The organism is Streptomyces bungoensis, assembly GCF_001514215.1.
GTDB lineage: Bacteria > Actinomycetota > Actinomycetes > Streptomycetales > Streptomycetaceae > Streptomyces > Streptomyces bungoensis.
The window spans coordinates 35,823-55,792 of sequence record NZ_KQ948876.1; the positions used below are offsets into that span (position 1 = coordinate 35,823).

The window sequence follows — 19,970 nt, forward strand, 5'->3', positions numbered from 1 at the left end:
GCTGGTGTTAGCGGGTGGGGGGGAAGTCTGCGGTGCCGGTCGTGGTGACGGCCAGCGACCGGTCGGGGTGGAGCGTCACGACGATGTGGCGCCGCCAGTTCGTGTCGTCGCGGTCGGCGTGGTCCTCGCGCCAGTGGCAGCCGCGGGTCTCCTCGCGCAGCCGCGCGGCGGCGACCAGGACGCGGGCCACGCACAGCAGGTTGGTGGCCTCCCAGGTGTCGACGCCGGGCTCGGCGGTCTTGCCGTTCTCCTCCAGCGCGTCCCGGGCCTCGGTGTGCAGGCCCTGGAGCTGGTCCGCGGCCTTCTCCAGGGAGTCCGCCGAACGGAGCACGCCCGCGCCCTCGGTCATGATCCGCTGGACGGCGAACCGGGCCTCGGGGGCGAGCAGCGGGTACGCGGGCTTGCCGGGCTGCGGCACGGGGGCGGGCACGCGCGCGTGGAGGCCGTCGCCGGCGTGGGCGGCGGCGATGTCGGCGGCGATCCGCTCGGCGTAGACCAGGCCTTCGAGGAGGGAGTTGGAGGCGAGCCGGTTGGCGCCGTGCACGCCGGTGCAGGCGACCTCGCCGCACGCGTACAGGCCGGGGACCGTCGTACGGCCCCGCGCGTCGGTGCGCACGCCGCCGGAGGCGTAGTGGGCGGCCGGGGCGATCGGAATGGGCTCGGTGACCGGGTCGATGCCGTTCGCGCGGCAGGCGGCCAGGATCGTCGGGAAGCGGTGCTCCCACATGTCGGCCCCGAAGTGCCGGGCGTCCAGGTACATGTGCTCGGCGCCCTGCTCGAGCATCCGCCGCGTGATGCCCTTGGCGACGATGTCCCGGGGCGCCAGCTCGGCCAGCTCGTGCTGCCCCACCATGAAGCGCACGCCGTCGGCGTCGACCAGGTGGGCACCCTCGCCGCGCACCGCCTCGGAGACGAGCGGCTGCTGCCCCTCCGCCTCCGGGCCGAGGAACAGCACCGTCGGGTGGAACTGCACGAACTCCAGGTCGGAGACCTCCGCACCGGCACGCAGCGCCAGCGCCACGCCGTCGCCGGTGGACACCGACGGGTTGGTGGTCGCGGAGAACACCTGGCCCATGCCGCCGGTCGCGAGGACGACCGCGGGGGCGTGCACGGCGCCCACGCCGTCGTGCTGGCCCTCGCCCATCACGTGCAGCGTGACGCCGGCCGTACGGCCCTCGGCGTCGGTCAGCAGGTCCAGCACGAGCGCGTTCTCGATCGTGCGCACGCCACGCGCGTGCACGGCCTCCACGAGCGCCCGGGAGACCTCCGCGCCGGTGGCATCGCCGCCCGCGTGCGCGATCCGGCGCCGGTGGTGGCCGCCCTCGCGGGTGAGGTGGATGCCGCCCTCGTCGTCGGTGTCGAAGTGCGCGCCGGTGGAGATCAGCCGCCGTACCGCGTCGGGACCCTCGGTGACGAGGATCCGCACGGCCTCCTCGTCGCACAGGCCCGCGCCGGCCACCAGGGTGTCCTCGAGGTGCTGCTCGGGGGTGTCGCCCTCGCCGAGGGCGGCGGCGATGCCGCCCTGCGCCCAGCGGGTGGAGCCGTCGTCGAGGCGGGCCTTGGTGACGACGACCGTCGTCAGGCCCGCGGCCTCGCAGCGCAGTGCGGCGGTCAGGCCTGCCACTCCGGAGCCGACGACTACGACGTCCGCGGAGATGGACCAACCGGGTGAGGGTGCGTGCAGTCGTATGCCTGTGCTGGTCACGAGGCGGCTCCGAGGGTTCCGAAGGTGAGGGGGATGTTGTCGATCAGCCGGGTGGTGCCCACCCGGGCGGCGACGGCGAGGACGGCCTCACCGGTGAAGTCGTCGCCGATCTCGGTGAAGTCACCGGGGTCCACGAGGGCGAGGTAGTCCAGGTCGAGCGGGGGGTCGAACCGGGCGGCCTCGTCCAGGACCTGCCGGGCGGCGGCGCGGACGGCCGCCGGGCCGCCGGGCGCGGCGGTGGCCACCGCGTGCGCGTCGGCCGCCGCGCGGGACTCCCCTATGGCGCTCAGCGCCTCGGCACGCGCCTGCGTGGAGGGCACTTCGCGGGCCCGCGCGCGCAGTGCCTCCTGCGCGGCGTGCCGGTCCCGGCCGGCGAACAGCGCCCGGGACAGGGCGAGGGCGGTACGGCGCTCGCCGGGCGAGAGGTAGCGGTTGCGGCTGGACAGGGCGAGCCCGTCCTCCTCGCGCACGGTCGGTACGGCGACGATCTCGACGCCGAAGTTCAGGTCCCGCACCATGCGCCGGATCAGGGCGAGCTGCTGGGCGTCCTTCTGGCCGTACAGGGCGATGTCGGGGCGGGTGAGGTGCAGCAGCTTGGCGACGACGGTGAGCATGCCGTCGAAGTGGCCGGGGCGCGAGCCGCCCTCCAGCCGCTCGCCCATGGGGCCCGCGCTGATGCGCACCTGGGGTTCGCCGCCCGGGTAGACCTCGTCCACGGACGGCGCGAACACGGCGTCGGCACCGGCCTGTTCGGCGAGCTTCAGGTCGGCGTCGAGGGTGCGCGGGTAGCGGTCGAGGTCCTCCCCGGCACCGAACTGCAGCGGGTTGACGAAGACGGTGACGACGACCTCGCCGTCCGGGCCGGCGATCTCGCGCGCGGTGCGGATCAGCGTGGCGTGTCCCTCGTGCAGGGCGCCCATGGTCATCACGACGGCACGGCGGCCGCGGCGCACGCGCGCGTGCAGCTCGTCGGCGGTGCTCAGCAGGGCGGTGGTCATCAGGCGTTCCCCTCGGTGCCGTTGGTCCCGTTCGTGCCGTCGGTGCCGCCGGATCCGTCGGCCAGGACGCCGAGCAGGTCCTCGGCGAGTTCCGGCTTGAGCAGGCCGTGGGCGAGGGCCCGGTCGGCGGTCGCGCGGGCCATCGCCAGGTAGCCGGCGACGGCCTGCGGGGCGTGCTTGCGCAGCTCGCCGACGTGCGCGGCGACCGTCCCGGCGTCCCCGCGCGCGACCGGGCCGGTCAGGGCGGCGTCGCCGGAGCGCAGCGCGTTGTCCAGGGCGGCGCCGAGCAGCGGGCCGAGCATCCGGTCGGGCGCCGCGACGCCGGCCGTGCGCAGCAGCTCCAGGGACTGCGCGACCAGGGTCACCAGGTGGTTGGCGCCGAGGGCGAGGGCCGCGTGGTAGAGCGGGCGGTTCTCCTCGCTGATCCACTCGGGCTCGCCGCCCATCTCGATGACGAGGGCCTCGGCGGCCAGCCGCAGCTCCTCGGGCGCGGTGACGCCGAAGGAGCAGCCCGCCAGGCGCTGCACGTCCACCGGGGTGCCGGTGAACGTCATCGCCGGGTGCAGGGCCAGCGGCAGCGCGCCCGCGCGCAGGGCGGGGTCGAGCACCTTCGCGCCGTACCGCCCGGACGTGTGCACGAGCAGTTGCCCGGGACGTACGGCGCCGGTCTCGGCGAGGCCCGAGACCAGGCCGGGCAGCGCGTCGTCGGGGACGGTGAGCAGGACCAGGTCGGAGCGCTGGAGGACCTCGGCGGGCGGGACGAGCGGTACGTCCGGGAGCATGGTCTCGGCGCGCCTGCGGGAGGCGTCGGAGACCCCGGAGACGGCCACCGGGCGGTGCCCGGCGAGCTGGAGGGACGCGGCCAGCGCGGGGCCCACGCGGCCGGCGCCTACGACGCCGACGGTGAGCCGCGCGGGGCGGTCCTCGATGTCTTGCTGGTGGACTGTACTCACGCGACGGCGGCCTTCCCGTTCCAGTCCGCTCTGGGTACCGGACGATTTCTCGTCATGTTAACGCTATCGGGTCGGCCGGCGGCCGGTCGTCCACAGGCTGTGGGTTTCCCCACGCCGCCTCCGCGCGGAAATTCCGCTGACCTCGGGAGGCCGGGGCGGGATGATCCTCGGCATGAGCGATACGGCTGACCAGGCGGAGCGGACTGACGAGCGGACGGTGCGGGAACGGCGCGCGGCCTGCTACCGGGAGGCGCGGCGCTCGCTGTCGCGCGCGGGCTTCCGCGGCACGATCCGCGAGCGCCTCACCGACCTCGTGGAGCACGCGCCCGGGGTCCACGACCTGGACGACCGGGCCGACATCTACGGCGACCGGATCGTGGCGGCCCTGGAGGAGCGGGTGGCGGGCCTGCTGGGCATGGAGGCCGCCGCGTTCTTCCCGACCGGCACGATGGCCCAGCAGGTCGCCCTGCGCTGCTGGGCCGGCCGGACGGGCAACCCGGCGGTCGCCCTGCACGCCCTCGCCCATCCGGAAGTGCACGAGCGGCACGCGCTCAGCCAGGTCAGCGGGCTGCGCCCGGTCCGGGTGACCGGCGCGCCCCGGCTGCCCACGGCGGACGAGATACGCGACCTGCCCGAGCCGTTCGGCACGCTGATGCTGGAACTGCCCCTCAGGGACGCCGGTTACCTGCTGCCCTCCTGGGAGGAGCTGACCGACGTGACCCGGGCGGCGCGGGAGCGGGACGCGGTGGTGCACTTCGACGGCGCGCGCCTGTGGGAGTCCACCGTCCACTTCGACCGCCCGCTGGAGGAGATCGCCGGCCTCGCGGACTCCGTCTACGTCTCGTTCTACAAGTCCCTCGGCGGCTTCGGCGGCGCCGCGCTCGCCGGCCCGAAGACGCTCGTCGAGGAGGCGAGGACCTGGCGGCACCGGTACGGCGGCGCGGTCTTCCAGCAGTTCCCGACCGTGCTGTCGGCCCTCGTCGGCCTGGAGCGGGAGCTGCCCCGGCTGCCCGACTACGTGCGCCACGCGCGCGTGGTGGCCGCCGCGCTGCGCGAGGGCTTCGCGGCGGCCGGCCTGCCGTGGGCGCGCGTGCACCCGGAGGTGCCCCACACCCACGAGTTCCAGGTGTGGCTGCCGTACGAGCCGGAGGTGGTCGCGGAGGCCGCCGTGCGGCAGGCCGAGGAGACGTCGGTGCTGCTGTTCGGGAACGACTGGGACCGGGGCGGTCCGGGCCTCGCCTTCACGGAGGTCACGGTCTCCGGCGCGGGCCTGGAGTGGACGGCGGACGACGTACGGGACGCGGTCGCCGGGTTCGCGGCGCGGCTGCCCGGCGCCGCACGTCCGTAGGCCGACCCGGGCGGCGGCGCGGCGTCAGCCGTGGCCGCCGGCTCTGACCAGCCCGGTCTCGTAGGCCAGGACCACCACCTGGACCCGGTCCCGCAGGCCGAGCTTGGTCAGGATGCGGCCCACGTGGGTCTTCACGGTCGCCTCGGACAGCACCAGCCGGGCGGCGATCTCACCGTTCGACAGGCCCTGGGCGACCAGCACCATCACCTCGCGCTCCCGGTCGGTGAGCCGCTGCAGCTCCTTGTGCTGGGGTGCGGCGCCCGCGGAGGGCAGCATGGGCGCGAACCGGTCCAGCAGGCGCCGCGTGGTGGAGGGCGCCACGACCGCGTCACCGCTGTGCACGGCACGGATGGCGGCCAGCAGGTCACCGGGCGGCACGTCCTTGAGCATGAAGCCGGAGGCGCCCGCCTTCAGCCCGGAGAACGCGTACTCGTCCAGGTCGAAGGTGGTCAGGATCAGCACCTTCGGCGGTTCGGGCTGCGAGCAGATCCGCCGGGTGGCCTCCACGCCGTCCAGCTTCGGCATGCGGACGTCCATCAGGATGACGTCGACGGCCGTGGTGCGCAGCACCTGGAGGGCCTCGACGCCGTCGCCCGCCTCCGCGACGACCTCCATGTCCGGCTGGGCGGCGAGCACCATCCGGAACCCGGTGCGCAGCAGCACCTGGTCGTCGACGAGCATCACGCGGATCGTCATGGGTCCTCTTCCGTGTTCGTACCGCCGGGCGGCGCGCCGTCGGCGGGGGGCCTGACCTGGGTCAGCGGGGTCAGCGGGGGCGTAAGGGCTGCGCTAGGGCACCGGTTTGAGCGGGAGCAGCGCGCTGATGCGGAATCCTCCGCCCGGGCGCGGTCCGGCGTCCAGGGTGCCGCCGACCATGCCGACCCGCTCGCGCATGCCGATCAGGCCGTGCCCCTGGCCGTCGGCGCCGCCCTCCTCGTACAGCTCGTGCGGGGCGCCCTTGCCGTCGTCCTCGACGAGCAGGCCGAGCCCGTCGTCGAAGTAGACCAGCCGCACGCTGGCGCCCGCGTCCGGACCGCCGTGCTTGCGGGTGTTGGTGAGCGCCTCCTGCACGATGCGGTACGCGGTCAGCTCCACGCCGCTGGGCAGCGGGCGCGGGGTGCCCTCCACCTTGAAGTCGACGGGCAGGCCGGAGCTGCGGCACTGCTCGACGAGGTCGTCGATCTGCTCCACGTCCGGCTGCGGGACGTACTCCCCGGTCTCCTGGTGCTCCCCGGTGCGCAGCACGCCCAGCAGGCGGCGCATCTCGGCGAGGGCCTGCCGGCCGGTGGACGAGATCGTCTCCAGCGCCTTCTTGGCCTGGTCGGGGGCCGCGTCGAGGACGTAGGCGGCGCCGTCGGCCTGGACCACCATCACCGACACGTTGTGCGCGACGACGTCGTGCAGCTCGCGCGCTATCCGGGCGCGCTCGGCGGCGACCGCCACCTTGGACTGCGCCTCGCGCTCCCGCTCCAGCCGGGCGGCGCGCTCCTCCAGCTGGGCGAAGTAGGCGCGGCGGGTGCGCATGGAGTCGCCGAGCACCCAGGCCAGCGCGAACGGCACCGTCTGGAACACCGTGATCGCGGCCTGCCCCAGGAAGCCGGTGTGCTGCGCCGGCCAGCGCACCTGGGCCAGGACCGCCGCGACCAGGCTGACGGCGAGCGCGAGCCGGGAGGCCCAGCGGGCGCCCATCGTGGCGACCGTGTAGGTGATCACCAGCATGGCGAAGTCGGCCGCGGTGGTCTCGAGGTCGAAGACCAGCTGGGCCAGCCCGGCCGCCAGGGCCAGCAGCAGCATCGCCTCCGGGAAGCGGCGGCGCAGCGCGACCACGGCGCAGAGCACGGCGGACACCGCCAGCCCCCCGGCGACCGACATGTGGTGACCGGGCGCCCCGCTCAGACTCGTCACGCTCACGCCGGAGATCCCGAACAGGACGACGGCCCAGAAGGTGTCGACCCATGTCGGGTGCCTGCGGAGGAAGTCATAGAGGCGCTGCACGTAACCCAGAGTAGGGACACGGGATGCGTGCAGGGGTCAACCGGAGGGCCGATCCGCACCCGGGACGTGTACTCCGCAAGGTGGAGGCCGTGATCACCTGTGCGCCTAGTCTGTTGCGGTGACGGATGGGGCGACGGCGGAGAGCATCCGCGCGGGACGCGGCTGGCGCGAGGCCACCGAGGAGGCGCTGTACGGGCCGGGCGGCTTCTACCGGCGTCCCGAGGGCCCGGCCGGGCACTTCCGGACGTCCGTGCACGCGTCCGGGCTGTTCGCGGGGGCCGTGGCCCGGCTGCTGTGCCGGGTCGACGAGGCGCTCGGGCGGCCGCCTGCGCTGGACTTCGTGGACATGGGCGCCGGTCGCGGCGAACTGGTCGCCGGCGTCCTCGCCGCCCTCCCGGCCGACGTGGCCGCCCGCGCGCGCGGGTACGCCGTCGAGCGGGCCGGGCGCCCGGCGGGCCTGGACGCGCGCATCGCCTGGCGCGCCGAACCCCCGGACACGGTCACCGGGCTGCTGTTCGCCAACGAGTGGCTGGACAACGTGCCCGTGGACGTCGCCGAGGTGGACGCGGAGGGCGTGCCCCGGCTGGTGCTCGTCGCGGCGGACGGCGCCGAGCGGCTCGGCGAGCCGGTGTCGGGGGCGGACGCGGACTGGCTGGCCCGGTGGTGGCCGCTGCCCAGGGAGCGGGGGCTGCGCGCGGAGATCGGACGGCCGCGGGACGAGGCCTGGGCGTCCGCGGTGGGCCGGGTGGAGCGGGGGCTCGCGGTGGCCGTGGACTACGCGCACACCGCGCGGGAGCGGCCCCCGTTCGGGACGCTCACCGGGTTCCGGGAGGGGCGCGAGACGGCACCCGTGCCGGACGGCTCGTGCGACATCACGGCGCACGTGGCACTGGACGCGTGCGCGGCGGCATGCGAGGCGCGCGGGGCGCATGGGGCGCTCAGCGCGGCGCGCACCTTCCCCGCCGCGCGCCTGCTCACGCAACGTGCCGCCCTGCACGCCTTGGACGTCACCGGCGCACGCCCCCAGCTCGCCCTGGCCTCCACGGACCCCGCGGGCTACGTGCGCGCCCTCGCGCGTGCCGGAGAGGCCGCCGAACTCACCGCCCCGGGCGGCCTCGGCGACTTCCGCTGGCTGCTCCAGCCGGTCGGCGTCCCGGACCCGCTCGCCTGAGCCCTCCCCCTGGGCCCCGCTGAAGGCCGCTACTTGTCGATGTCCCCGACCACGAAGAACATCGACCCGAGGATCGCCACCATGTCCGCCACCAGCGTCCCCGGCAGCAGCTCGGTCAGCGCCTGGATGTTGTTGTACGAGGCCGAGCGCAGCTTCAGCCGGTACGGGGTCTTCTCACCCTTGCTGACCAGGTAGTAGCCGTTGATGCCGAGCGGGTTCTCGGTCCACGCGTAGGTGTGCCCCTCCGGCGCCTTGAGCACCTTGGGCAGACGCTGGTTGATCGGCCCGGGCGGCAGTTCGGCGAGCCGGCCCAGGCAGGCGTCGGCGAGGTCGAGGGCGTTGTGGGTCTGCTCCAGCAGGCACTCGAAGCGGGCGAGGCAGTCGCCCTCGCCCCGGGTGACGACCTTCAGCGTGTCCTGGAGCTCGCCGTAGGCCAGGTACGGCTCGTCGCGGCGCAGGTCCAGGTCGACACCCGAGGCACGCGCGATGGGCCCGCTCACCCCGTAGGCGTGCACCGCCTCGGGCGCGAGCGCCCCCACGCCCCGCGTGCGCCCGCGGAAGATCTCGTTGCCGAGCACCAGGTCGTCGAAGACGTCCATGCGCGAGCGCACGGCGGAGACGGCGGCACGCGCGCGTGCCGTCCACCCGGCCGGCAGGTCCTCCTTGAGACCGCCGACCCGGTTGAACATGTAGTGCATGCGCCCGCCGGAGACCTCCTCCATCACGTTCTGGAGCACCTCGCGCTCCCGGAACGCGTAGAACACCGGTGTGATGCCGCCCAGCTCCAGGGGGTAGGAGCCGAGGAACATCAGGTGGTTGAGCACCCGGTTCAGCTCGGCGAGCAGGGTGCGCGTCCACACCGCCCGCTCGGGGACCTCCATGCCGAGCATCCGCTCGACGGCGAGGACCACGCCGAGCTCGTTCGAGAACGCCGACAGCCAGTCGTGCCGGTTGGCGAGCATGATGATCTGCCGGTAGTCGCGCGCCTCGAAGAGCTTCTCGGCACCCCGGTGCATGTAGCCGACCACCGGGTCCGCGCGCACGATGCGCTCGCCGTCCAGCACGAGCCTGAGCCGCAGCACGCCGTGCGTGGACGGATGCTGCGGGCCGATGTTGAGCACCATGTCGGTGCTCTCCGCGGCGCCGCCGATCCCGACCGTCGTCTGGGTCGTAGGAGTCATGGCCCCAGTCTCCCCTACGTACGCTGGGCACATGGAGACGGGGAGCCCGGCGGAGACCGGGGTGGCGGGGGACGAACCGGTGTGGCGGGGGCTGCCGCCCGGCCTGCTGCGGATGCGCCGGCTGCTGCTGGTGGTGTGGGCGGGGGTGCTCGCCCTCCTGGCGGGCGTGCTGCCGGGCCTGCTCGCGGGGCCGGCCTGGGCCGCCTGCGCGCTGCTCCCGGCGGCCCTCGCGGCCTGGGGCTGGCGGCTGCTGGGCCGCAACTGGGGGTCCTGGCGGTACGCCGAGCGCGCCGACGACCTGCTGATCAGCCGCGGTGTGCTCTGGCGGGAGGAGACCGTGGTGCCCTACGGGCGGATGCAGCTGGTGGAGGTCACCTCGGGACCCGTGGAGCGGTACTTCGGGCTGGCCAGTGTGCAGCTGCACACCGCCGCCGCGGCGACCGACGCGGCCATCCCCGGCCTCGACCCGGCCGAGGCGGAGCGGCTGCGCGACCGGCTGACCGAGCTGGGCGGGGCCCGATCGGCGGGACTGTGACGACGCCGGCCGGCCCCGGGGAGCTGCCGGGTCCCGGTCCCGGCGGCGCACCGGCGCGGCCGCCCGTCGCCGAGCGGCGGCTGCACCCCGTCACGCCCTTCCGGCGCGCCTGGGCGCCGGTCACCGTCCTCGCCGGCTGGGCCGTGCACGACCCGAACGCGGCGCAGGAGCAGCTGACCCGGCTGACCGGCACCATGCTGCTGCTCGCGCTCAGCGTGCTGGTGCCGGCGGCCGGCCTGTACGGCTTCCTGTCCTGGTGGTTCACGCACTTCGCGGTCACCGACGCCGAACTGCGCATACGCACCGGCCTGCTGTTCCGGCGCACCGCGCACATCCGGCTCGAGCGCGTCCAGGCCGTCGACGTCACCCGGCCGCTCCTCGCGCGCGTGGCGGGCGTCGCCAAGCTGCGGATCGACGTCGTGGGGGCCGAGAAGAAGGACGAACTGGCCTTCCTGGGCGAGCGGGAGGCGCGCGCCCTGCGCGCGGAGCTGCTGGCGCGCGCCGCCGGTTTCGCACCCGAGACGGCGCACGCGGTGGGTGAGGCGCCGGCGCGGGAGCTGATGCGCGTGCCCCCGCGCGAGCTGGCACTCTCCCTGGTGCTGACGGGCACCACCTGGGGCGCCCTGTGCGCCGCCGCCGTCGTACCGCCCGTGCTGTGGCTGGCCACCCACAGCGTGTGGACGGTCCTCGCCACCGGCCTGCCGCTGCTGGGTGCGGCGGCCGCGAGGAGCGCCGGGCGGTTCGTCACCGAGTACGACTGGTCGGTGGCCGAGTCCCCGGACGGGCTGCGCATCGACCACGGGCTGCTCGACCGCACGCACGAGACCGTGCCGCCGGGACGGGTGCAGAGCGTGCGGATCGTGGAGCCGCTGCTGTGGCGGCGCCTCGGCTGGGTGCGGGTGGAGCTGGACGTGGCCGGGTCCGACAACTCCGTGCTGGTGCCGGTCGCCCCGCGCGCGGTCGCCGAGTCGGTCCTCGCGCGCGTGCTGCCCGGGGTGACCGTGCCGGCGCGGACGTCCCGGCCGCCGCGCCGGGCCGGCCGGTGCGTCCCGGTGTGGTGGCGCGGGCAGGGCCTGGCGGTCACCGGGGCGGTGTTCGCCGCCCGGCGCGGCCTGCTGCGCCGCCGTCTGGCGCTGGTCCCGCACGCGAAGGTGCAGAGCGTGCGGCTCACCCAGGGGCCCTGGCAGCGGTTGTGGCGGCTCGCCGACGTCCACGTGGACACCGGCGCCGGGAAGACCGTCACGGCCCGTCTGCGGGACGCCGAGGAGGCCGCACGGCTGCTGTACGCCCAGGCGGACCGCTCCCGCACCGGCCGCGGGGACGCCCGCCCGGACCGCTGGATGGCCTGAGCCGGTCCCCGCCGCGCACACCCTTGCGCGACCGAGCCCGGCCCCCTGACGGAAGGGCCGGGCTCGGTAAGCCGGGTGACGGCGGGTCAGGACGCCGCGGTGCGCAGGCGCTGGACGTCGATCTGTTCCGTCTCGTCGTGCGCGGTCAGGTCGATGACCTGGCCGACGCCGCGCGACCCGGCGTCGGCGGGCTTGTACCGGCCCTCGGTCTCCGCCTTGTGCAGCGCGAGGGCCTCCTGCCCGACGACGTCCGCCAGGTCCTCGTTCTGCACGGACTCCAGGGCGGTGGACGACGTGTGCTTCTGGGTGCCGAAGAAGTCGAACCCGCCCTCGACCGCCGGGCGCCGCGCGGGAGCGGCCGGTACGACGGCCACCGCGGTCGGCACCGTGAAGTGCCCCGCCCGGTGCGGCTCCTGGGGCTTCGCGGGCTCGGCCGGGGCCGTGGGGGCGGCGGCCGCGCGCGCGTGCCCGTCGGCCGCCCCGGGCTGCCCCTCGCCCTCGTCCTCCTGGGCGGCGCCCTCGTCCCCGGCGGCCCCGGAAGCCGCCGTCACGCCTTCTCGGGCGCCTTCGTCAGCGCCGTTGTCGGCGCCTGCTCCTTTGGCCGGCACGGCCGGTTCGGACATCACCGGTTCGGGCGTCCCCGTCGCGGAGGGCACCGGCTCGGGCCGCGTCGCTTCGGGCTCGGCGGGCTTGGTGGGCGCCTCCGGGTCGAGCCGGGCCAGCGCCGCGCCGGCCCGCAGGAACAGCCGGGAACCCTCGGGCGAGAACACCGCGCACACCGCCGGTTCGTCCCCGGCGTCCGCCGGGGCCGTCCCGGCACCCTCGGGTGCCTCGGGCTCCCCGGTCTCCGGCTCGGCCTTCCGCGCGGGCGGCAGGGCGAGGGAGGTGGACGGCTCGGCCGCCTCGATCTCCAGCAGCCGACGTCCCTCCAGGGCACTGGCGCGCTCGGTCTCGGCGGTGGCGTAGCGGCGCAGCAGGGCCGCGTGCTCGTTGCGCAGCCCGGCCAGCTCCGCGCGCTTGGCGCGCAGCCGCTGCTCGAGCTTGGTGCGCAGCTCGCGCGACTCCTCGAGGTCGGTCTCCAGTTCGGCGACCCGCTCCTCGTAGCGCCACTCGTCACTGGCACGCGCGCGCGTGAGGTCGGCGACCTGCTTGCCCGCCTGGGCGTCCCAGCGCCGCATCACGACCGCGCCGAGGACCGCCGTCACCGCGGCCGCCGCGGCCAGCGTGCGCACCATCGCGGCCTCGGAGAACACCCAGGGACCCAGCGCGCAGACGACGGAGACCCCGGCGATCACCGAGGGAGGCAACAGCCGGTGCAGAGGTGGGGAATGGCGGTGGCGTCCACGTGGCATGGCCAGAAACTTACCGCGAGTAGGCGGATCGCGGACCCCCGCCCCGTAAAAACCCGGCCACACCGCGGGCTTCACGGGGAATCAGGGGCCCCCGGCGGGCTCAGCGGTCGCTGAGCCGGCCGCTGAGCCACTGCAGCGTCGCCGGGATCTCCCGCCGCCAGGTGTTGAAGTTGTGGCCGCCGCTGCCGAGGATGATCGACGAGATCCGGGTCCGGCCGGTGGCCTGCACACGCTGTATGAACCGCATCGTGTCCGCGTAGTTGCGCTCGCCGATCCTGCTGCTGGTGACGAGCAGCGAGGTGTCCGGAGCCGGCTCGTGCTTGAGCAGCCACCACAGGTCGGCACGATTCCGCAGGCTCGTGTCGCCGCGGAAGAGGTCGCCGGTCGTGGGGTCGATCAGCGCGTTGTAGTACGGCGACAGGCCCGCGGCGGCCGCGTAGACGCGCGGGTGGTGCATGGCGAACTTCAGCGCGCAGTAGCCGCCCGTGGAGTCGCCGACGACACCCCAGCTGCCGGGCCGCCTGCCCACCCGGTAGTGCGCGAGCACGGCGTCGGGCAGGTCCTTCGCGAAGAACGTCTCCGCCTGGGGGCCGCCCGGGACGTCCACGCACTCGGTGTCCCGCGGCGGCGCCACGGTCGGCCGCAGCATCACCAGGATCATCGGCTGCATCCGCCCGGTCTTGGCCAGCTCCTGCGCCGTACGCGGGTAGTGCAGCTTGTCCACCAGCGCCTGCGCCGTACCGGGGTAGCCGGTCAGCACGACGGCCGCCGGGAACGTCCGCGTGCGGTACTGCGGCTGGAAGTACTCCGGCGGCAGGTAGACGAACGCCGGTACGGCGATGTGGGTCGTACGGCCCACGATGTCGACCTTCTGCACCTCCCCGCCCGTCTCCGGCCGGGTGCCGGACGCGCCGACCACCTCGGAGGTGGACACCACCTGGAGCGGGCCGCCCGTGCCGCCGTTGGCCGAGTGGTCGACGACCACGCCCTGGTCCGTCTCCCGGCCGAACAGGTCCGCCCAGCTGGCGTAGAACCCGAAGGCCTGGTTGGCGGCGATCCCCAGGGAGGCGAAGAGGACGAACTGGGTGGCGAGGAGCAGGCCGACGCGGCCGGTGACCGCCCGCCAGCTGCGCCGGGCCAGCCGCGGCCACAGCCACACCGTGGCGACGAACAGCGCCACCGCGCACATGACCGCCAGCGCCAGCACTTTGTTGCTCGTGAGACCCATGGGCTGCTTCCTGCCTGCGCTCCGTGCCCCCGGCCGCCCCCACACCGTTGCGAGGGCTTGCCCGAGGCTTTCCTTGGCCTTTGACCCGACTTTCCGGAGGGGAGTGAACCTCTCTCCCCGAGACACCGTCCTAGAGGGCGCAATGTCGCCGGATGCCCCGATCGGCACCGGGTTCAAGGTCTCTCGCAGAACTACGGGATGCGATGTCTGTCAGGATAGATGGGGAAATGTCGGGCGGGGTTCCGAGCCGATCAAGCCGGGCGCGGCGCGTGTTGCGCGGCCCACGCCCCGAGGCCGTCCCCGCCCTGGTCGCCAGGGCGTGCGCCCTCGTGGGCGTACTGGACATCGCCGCGGGCGTGTTCCCGCGCTTCCGCCACAGCCGGATGCACGCCATGGCCGAGGTGCTGCCCGGCTCCTTCGGGCCCTTCGCCGCGGCGCTCTCGCTCAGCGCCGGAGTGCTGTTGCTGTTGCTCGCGCACGGGCTCAAACGGCGCAAGCGCCGGGCGTGGCGCGCCGCCGTCGCGCTCCTGCCGGCCGGCGCGGCCGCCCAGTTCGTCTACCGGCACTCGCCCCTCGGCATGCTGATCTCGGTGGCCCTGCTGGTGCCCCTGCTGCGCCACCGCGACGAGTTCGCGGCCCTGCCCGACCCGCGCAGCCGCTGGCGGGCACTCGCCAACTTCGTCCTCATGAGCGCCGGTTCCCTCGCGCTCGGCCTGGTCATCGTCAGCGTCCACCCGGACCGCACCATCGGCGACCCGAGTCTGGCCGACCGGCTCACCCACGTCCTGTACGGCCTGTTCGGCTTCGAGGGCCCCGTGGACTACGCCGGCAACACCTCCTGGACGGTCGCCTTCTCGCTCGGCGCCCTCGGCTGGATCACCGTGGCCACCACGAGCTACCTGGCCTTCCGCCCCGAACACCCGGCCGCCCGCCTCACCGAGGAGGACGAGGCCCAGTTGCGCGCCCTGCTGGACAAGCACGGCCGCCGCGACTCCCTCGGCCACTTCGCGCTGCGCCGCGACAAGGCGGTCGTCTTCTCCCCCAGCGGCAAGGCGGCGGTCACCTACCGCGTCGTCTCCGGCGTCATGCTCGCCAGCGGCGACCCGATCGGCGACGTCGAGGCCTGGCCGGGCGCCATCGAGCGCTTCATGGACGAGGCCAAGGCGCACTCCTGGACCCCGGCCGTCATGGGCTGCTCGGAGACCGGCGGTGAGGTGTGGACCCGCGAGACCGGCCTCGACGCCCTGGAACTGGGCGACGAGGCGGTGGTGGACGTGGCGGATTTCTCGCTCGCCGGACGCGCGATGCGCAACGTGCGCCAGATGGTCAAGCGCATCGAGCGGGCCGGCTACGAAACCCGGGTACGGCGCATCCGTGACCTCGGCGAGGCCGAGCTGGAGCGCATCCGCCGGGCCGCCGAGGACTGGCGCGGCACCGACACCGAGCGCGGCTTCTCCATGGCGCTCGGCCGCATCGGCGACCCCGCCGACGGCGACTGCCTGATCGCCACGGCCCACAAGACCGACGAGCACCCCGGCGAGTACGGCGACCTGAAGGCGATCCTGCACTTCGTGCCCTGGGGCACCGACGGCGTCTCACTGGACCTGATGCGCCGCGACCGCAGCGCCGACCCCGGTATGAACGAACTACTCATCGTCGCCGCCCTGCAGGCCGCCCCGAAGTTCGGCATCACACGCGTCTCGCTGAACTTCGCGATGTTCCGCTCCGCCCTCGCGCGCGGGGAGAAGATCGGCGCCGGTCCGGTGCTGCGCGCCTGGCGGGGGCTGCTGGTGTTCCTCTCCCGGTGGTTCCAGATCGAGTCGCTGTACAAGTTCAACGCCAAGTTCCAGCCGCGCTGGGAACCCCGCTTCGTCGTCTACCGCGCCTCCGCCGACCTGCCCCGCATCGGCTTCGCCGCCATGCAGGCCGAGGGGTTCGTCGACCTCGCCCTGCCGCTGCCGCGCTTCCTGCGCCGGCGCCGGGCGGCCGCGCAGCGGCCCTGCGCGCACGCGGTCGCGGAGCGCGACGTCCGGGCGGCCTGACGGCTGCCCGGCACCGCCCCGGGAACGACTCCGCCGGGGGCCGGCGGGGTCCCGGCGGCACCCCCTCGGGCCCCGGCCCGACCCCCGGCAGGCCCGGGCGGACGCCCCACCCCCTCCAGCAAGGTGGCCTCCGCCCGGGCCGCGGCACGTGTGCGGACCCGCCCTGGGCCTACGCTGAACGTATGAACAACCTCAGCGGGCGCGGCCAGGTGGCGGGCCTTCCGGCATGGGACCGGTGCGCGGTCATGGGAGTCGTCAACGTGACCCCCGATTCCTTCTCCGACGGGGGCCGCTGGTTCGACACCACCGCCGCCGTCAAGCGCGGACTGGACCTGGTCGCCGAGGGCGCGGACCTGGTCGACGTCGGCGGCGAGTCCACCCGCCCCGGCGCCACCCGCGTCGACGAGGCCGAAGAGCTCAGGCGCGTCGTCCCGGTCGTCCGCGGCCTGGCCTCCGAAGGCGTCGTCGTCTCCGTCGACACCATGCGCGCCTCCGTCGCCGAGCAGTCCCTCGCGGCGGGCGCCGCCCTCGTCAACGACGTCAGCGGCGGCCTCGCCGACCCCGCGATGATCCCCGCGGTCGCCGCGGCCGGCGCCCCCTTCGTCGTCATGCACTGGCGCGGCTACCTCCAGGGCGGCAACGTCAAGGGCGTCTTCGAGGACGTCGTCGCCGAAGTCGTCGACGAACTGCGCGCGCGCGTGGAGGCCGTCCTGGCGGGCGGCATCGCCCCCGACCGCATCGTCGTCGACCCCGGCCTCGGCTTCTCCAAGGAGGCCGAGCACGACCTCGCCCTCCTCGCCCACCTCGACCGCCTGCACGCCCTCGGCCACCCGCTGCTCGTCGCCGCCTCCCGCAAGCGGTTCCTCGGCCGCGTCCTCGCCGGACCCGAGGGCGCTCCCCCGCCGGCCCGGGAGCGCGACGCCGCCACCGCGGCCGTCTCCGCGCTCGCCGCGCACGCCGGCGCATGGGCCGTGCGCGTCCACGAGGTGCGCGCCACCGCGGACGCCGTACGCGTCGCACGCGCCGTGGAAGGGGCGCGCACCGCCGCCTCAGCGCAGGCGCCCGGCGCGGAAGGAGCCCGGTGAGCGCCCCCCATACGGACGTCGAACAGGTGGAGGCCGCCAACACGGCCTTCTACGAGGCGATGGAGCGCGGTGACTTCGAGGAGCTCTCCTCCTTCTGGCTGACCCCCTCCGACCTGGGCGTCGACGAGGAGTACCACGACCCCGCCGACACCGGGGTGATCTCCTGCGTGCACCCCGGCTGGCCCGTGCTCACCGGCCGCGGCGAGGTTCTGCGCTCGTACGCGCTGATCATGGCGAACACCGACTACATCCAGTTCTTCCTGACCGACGTGCACGTCTCCGTCACCGGCGACACCGCCGTCGTGACCTGCACCGAGAACATCCTCAGCGGCGGGCCCGCCCCGCAGGAGGGCGAGGAGCTCGGTCCCCTGGTCGGGCAGCTCGTGGTCGCCACCAACGTGTTCCGCCGCACCCCCCTCGGCTGGAAGCTCTGGTCGCACCACGCCTCACCCGTCCTGGCCGAGACCGACGAAGAGGAAGAAGAGGGACCGGACGGGATCAACGGGGTGGATCCGGACGAGAATCCGCTCGCCTGAGCGATCCCGCACCCCGCGGGGACCAACAAGTGGTTGGAATCACGAGCCCCGGGGTAGGAGCCGCTACCAAACCCTGACGCGTCCGGGTTTCCCTGGGGAAACACCCGGTGAACCCTCCGGAACCCGGCCCGGACCCGCGCCGCCGTGGCCCGGCCGTGTCAGTGCCCGCAGGTAGATTCGTCCGTGGCCGGTGTGCCGCCCGCACGCGGCACCGACCGGCCGTTCCCGACGATTGCAGGAGTGATTCGCGTGGATCGTGTCGCGCTGCGCGGCCTGAAGGCCCGCGGGCACCACGGAGTGTTCCCCCGGGAGCGCGAGGAGGGCCAGACCTTCCTCGTGGACCTCGTCCTCGGGCTGGACACCCGGCCGGCCGCGGCGGACGACGACCTGACGAAGACCGTCCACTACGGCATCGTGGCCGAGGAGGTCGTGGCCGTGGTCGAGGGCGAGCCGGTGAACCTCATCGAGACGCTCGCCGAGCGCATCGCCCAGACCTGCCTGAAGCACGACGGGGTCCAGGAGGTCGAGGTCTGCGTCCACAAGCCCGACGCGCCGATCACCGTCCCCTTCGACGACGTGACCGTCACCATCATCCGGAGCCGAGCATGACCCGACCGTTCCTCCCGGGGCACAGCGACCCCACCGTCCAGCCGGTCCCCGCCTCCGTCGTCGAGCAGGTCGACGCCGCCGACACGACGCTCAGCAACCCCAAGCCCGCCGTCATCTCCATCGGCTCCAACCTCGGCAACCGGCTGGAGACCCTCCAGGGAGCCGTCGACGCCCTGGAGGACACGCCCGGCGTGCGCGTGAAGGCCGTGTCGCCGGTGTACGAGACCGAGCCGTGGGGCGTCGAGCCGGGCAGCCAGCCGTCGTACTTCAACGCGGTGGTCGTCCTGAAGACGACCCTCCCGCCGTCCTCCCTGCTCGAGCGCGCGCACGCCGTCGAGGAGGCCTTCAACCGGGTCCGCGACGAGCGCTGGGGTCCGCGCACCCTGGACGTCGACATCGTCGCCTACGCCGGTGTCACCTCCGACGACCCGCGCCTGACCCTCCCCCACCCGCGCGCCCACGAGCGCGCCTTCGTGCTCGCCCCCTGGCACGACGTGGACCCGCAGGCCCAGCTGCCCGGCCGCGGCACGGTGGCCGACCTGCTGTCGGCCGTCACCCGCGACGGCGTGGAAGCCCGGCGGGACCTGGAACTCCGACTGCCCGAGTAGCCGTTAAGGTCAACACGAGCACGGTCCGGGAGCGGCCCGGGGGAGCTGAAGGGACACCGTGAAACAGCTGCGCATCAGGGTGCTGGCCGGCGTGTTCGTCGTGGCCGGGATCCTCTCCTGGGCGGGCGCCCGCCTCTGGAACTCGATCGGGACCCTGCCCAGCGTCCCCCTGGCCGCCCCCGTCGTCCTCGCCCTGATCGCCGTGGTGCTCCTCGCCACGGCCCTCTCGCTGCGCGCCCGCTTCAAGGCCCAGCGCGAGCGGCGCCCCGGGGCCAAGGGCGTCGACCCCCTGATGGCGGCCCGCGCGGTCGTCTTCGGCCAGGCCAGCGCCCTGGTGGCAGCCCTGGTCGCCGGCATGTACGGCGGCACCGGGGTCTTCCTCCTGGAACTCCTCGACATCCCGGCCCGCCGCGACCAGGCCTTCTACGCCGGCTTCTCGGTCCTCGCCGGCATCGCCGTGATAGCGGCGGCCCTGTTCCTCGAACGCGTCTGCCGCCTCCCCGAGGACGACGACGAGAACCACCCGGGGACCGAGCCGGTGGCCTGACCCACCGGTGCGCCGTAGGGTCAGCCCGCCATGATGAGGCTCATCGCCTCGTTCCGCGTCGCCGCGTCCCGCAGCTGACCGCGGACGGCCGAGGTGATGGTCTTGGCGCCCGGCTTGCGGATCCCGCGCATCGACATGCACATGTGCTCGCACTCCACGACCACGATCACGCCGCGAGGCTCGAGGATCTTCATCAGGGAGTCCGCTATCTGCGTCGTCATGCGCTCCTGGACCTGGGGGCGGCGCGCGTAGACGTCCACGAGACGGGCGAGCTTGGACAGGCCGGTGATCTTGCCCGACACGGACGGGATGTATCCGACGTGGGCGACTCCCCGGAACGGCACCAGATGGTGCTCACATGTCGAGTACACCTCGATGTCCTTCACGAGCACCATCTCGTCGTGCCCGAGGTCGAACGTCGTCGTCAGGACGTCCTCCGGCTTCTGCCACAGGCCCGCGAAGATCTCCCGGTACGCCCGCGCCACCCGCGCCGGCGTCTCCCGCAGGCCCTCGCGGTCCGGGTCCTCACCGACCGCGATCAGCAGCTCCCGTACGGCGTTCTCGGCGCGCTTCTCGTCGAACTCGCCGATGGTGCCCTCGCCGTCCAGCGTCACCGGGTCGGTCATCTGATGCCTCGTTCCTGTGCGTCTTGCTCGCGGGCATACCGAAATGCCACGCCCCCCAGGCTAGAACCTGGGGGGCGTGGCAATCATTCCGGGCCTGTTGGC

19 protein-coding genes are annotated in these 19,970 nt (G+C 74.3%); 10 read left to right on the forward strand and 9 right to left on the reverse strand.

The features are described from left to right. Positions 1-7: 7 nt before the first annotated feature. From AQJ66_RS33690 to AQJ66_RS33700, 3 genes are read right to left on the reverse strand one after another with little or no spacing between them, the layout of a single operon-like run. Positions 8-1,705: an L-aspartate oxidase gene (locus AQJ66_RS33690; protein ID WP_061929725.1), complete on the reverse strand. Its 1,698-nt coding sequence runs from the start codon at positions 1,703-1,705 to the stop codon at positions 8-10. Then, complete coding sequence (gene panC / locus AQJ66_RS33695) at positions 1,702-2,703, reverse strand: pantoate--beta-alanine ligase (protein ID WP_061929728.1); 1,002 nt, start codon at positions 2,701-2,703, stop codon at positions 1,702-1,704. Before panC ends, AQJ66_RS33690 begins: the two co-directional genes overlap by 4 nt. Next, on the reverse strand, positions 2,703-3,656 hold the full coding sequence (locus AQJ66_RS33700; RefSeq protein WP_061929731.1) for a Rossmann-like and DUF2520 domain-containing protein: 954 nt from the start codon (positions 3,654-3,656) through the stop codon (positions 2,703-2,705). Before AQJ66_RS33700 ends, panC begins: the two co-directional genes overlap by 1 nt. Positions 3,657-3,828: 172 nt before the next feature. Between AQJ66_RS33700 and AQJ66_RS33705 the strand changes: the two genes are divergently transcribed. Next, the gene (locus AQJ66_RS33705; protein ID WP_107119125.1) at positions 3,829-5,004 is read left to right on the forward strand and encodes a threonine aldolase family protein; all 1,176 of its coding nucleotides are present in this window, start codon (positions 3,829-3,831) and stop codon (positions 5,002-5,004) included. 24 nt (positions 5,005-5,028) lie between these two features. Here the strand turns inward: AQJ66_RS33705 and AQJ66_RS33710 are convergent, their stop codons facing one another. Beyond that, positions 5,029-5,700: a response regulator transcription factor gene (locus AQJ66_RS33710; protein ID WP_061929737.1), complete on the reverse strand. Its 672-nt coding sequence runs from the start codon at positions 5,698-5,700 to the stop codon at positions 5,029-5,031. 93 nt (positions 5,701-5,793) lie between these two features. Further along, on the reverse strand, positions 5,794-6,999 hold the full coding sequence (locus AQJ66_RS33715; protein ID WP_061929740.1) for a sensor histidine kinase: 1,206 nt from the start codon (positions 6,997-6,999) through the stop codon (positions 5,794-5,796). A 118-nt stretch (positions 7,000-7,117) separates the two neighbouring features. Here AQJ66_RS33715 and AQJ66_RS33720 point away from each other — a divergent pair, with 118 nt between their 5' ends. Beyond that, positions 7,118-8,170 (forward strand): SAM-dependent methyltransferase, encoded by a 1,053-nt coding sequence (locus AQJ66_RS33720; RefSeq protein ID WP_061929742.1) that lies wholly within the window; start codon positions 7,118-7,120, stop codon positions 8,168-8,170. 29 nt (positions 8,171-8,199) lie between these two features. Here the strand turns inward: AQJ66_RS33720 and AQJ66_RS33725 are convergent, their stop codons facing one another. Beyond that, the gene (locus AQJ66_RS33725) at positions 8,200-9,351 is read right to left on the reverse strand and encodes an NADH-quinone oxidoreductase subunit D (RefSeq protein WP_061929745.1); all 1,152 of its coding nucleotides are present in this window, start codon (positions 9,349-9,351) and stop codon (positions 8,200-8,202) included. Between the two features lie 31 nt (positions 9,352-9,382). Here AQJ66_RS33725 and AQJ66_RS33730 point away from each other — a divergent pair, with 31 nt between their 5' ends. Both AQJ66_RS33730 and AQJ66_RS33735 read left to right on the forward strand, forming a co-directional pair. After that, complete coding sequence (locus tag AQJ66_RS33730; protein ID WP_061929748.1) at positions 9,383-9,886, forward strand: PH domain-containing protein; 504 nt, start codon at positions 9,383-9,385, stop codon at positions 9,884-9,886. 23 nt (positions 9,887-9,909) lie between these two features. Continuing rightward, complete coding sequence (locus AQJ66_RS33735) at positions 9,910-11,235, forward strand: PH domain-containing protein (protein ID WP_244163014.1); 1,326 nt, start codon at positions 9,910-9,912, stop codon at positions 11,233-11,235. An 86-nt stretch (positions 11,236-11,321) separates the two neighbouring features. Here AQJ66_RS33735 and AQJ66_RS33740 read toward each other — a convergent pair whose 3' ends face one another. Continuing rightward, a complete protein-coding gene (locus tag AQJ66_RS33740; protein WP_061929754.1) occupies positions 11,322-12,587 on the reverse strand; it encodes a hypothetical protein in 1,266 nt (421 codons plus the stop codon). Between the two features lie 100 nt (positions 12,588-12,687). Continuing rightward, complete coding sequence (locus tag AQJ66_RS33745; RefSeq protein ID WP_061929757.1) at positions 12,688-13,815, reverse strand: alpha/beta hydrolase; 1,128 nt, start codon at positions 13,813-13,815, stop codon at positions 12,688-12,690. 227 nt (positions 13,816-14,042) lie between these two features. Between AQJ66_RS33745 and AQJ66_RS33750 the strand changes: the two genes are divergently transcribed. The 6 genes from AQJ66_RS33750 (at position 14,043) to AQJ66_RS33775 (ending at position 19,242) form a co-directional block, all read left to right on the forward strand. Next, positions 14,043-15,857: a phosphatidylglycerol lysyltransferase domain-containing protein gene (locus AQJ66_RS33750; RefSeq protein WP_061929760.1), complete on the forward strand. Its 1,815-nt coding sequence runs from the start codon at positions 14,043-14,045 to the stop codon at positions 15,855-15,857. Positions 15,858-16,039: 182 nt separating this feature from the next. Continuing rightward, positions 16,040-16,942 (forward strand): dihydropteroate synthase, encoded by a 903-nt coding sequence (folP, locus tag AQJ66_RS33755; protein WP_061929763.1) that lies wholly within the window; start codon positions 16,040-16,042, stop codon positions 16,940-16,942. Next, complete coding sequence (locus tag AQJ66_RS33760) at positions 16,939-17,478, forward strand: nuclear transport factor 2 family protein (RefSeq protein WP_061929766.1); 540 nt, start codon at positions 16,939-16,941, stop codon at positions 17,476-17,478. The genes folP and AQJ66_RS33760 overlap by 4 nt, the downstream gene beginning before the upstream one ends. A gap of 249 nt (positions 17,479-17,727) precedes the next feature. Continuing rightward, complete coding sequence (folB, locus tag AQJ66_RS33765; protein ID WP_061929769.1) at positions 17,728-18,087, forward strand: dihydroneopterin aldolase; 360 nt, start codon at positions 17,728-17,730, stop codon at positions 18,085-18,087. Further along, entirely contained in the window at positions 18,084-18,695 is a 612-nt protein-coding gene (gene folK, locus AQJ66_RS33770; RefSeq protein WP_061929772.1) for a 2-amino-4-hydroxy-6-hydroxymethyldihydropteridine diphosphokinase, read from the forward strand. Before folB ends, folK begins: the two co-directional genes overlap by 4 nt. 58 nt (positions 18,696-18,753) lie before the next feature. Continuing rightward, positions 18,754-19,242, forward strand: coding sequence for a DUF3180 domain-containing protein (locus AQJ66_RS33775; RefSeq protein WP_061929775.1), 489 nt, complete (start codon positions 18,754-18,756; stop codon positions 19,240-19,242). 20 nt (positions 19,243-19,262) lie between these two features. Here AQJ66_RS33775 and folE read toward each other — a convergent pair whose 3' ends face one another. Beyond that, positions 19,263-19,868 (reverse strand): GTP cyclohydrolase I FolE, encoded by a 606-nt coding sequence (gene folE, locus AQJ66_RS33780; protein WP_061929778.1) that lies wholly within the window; start codon positions 19,866-19,868, stop codon positions 19,263-19,265. Between the last annotated feature and the right edge of the window lie 102 nt (positions 19,869-19,970).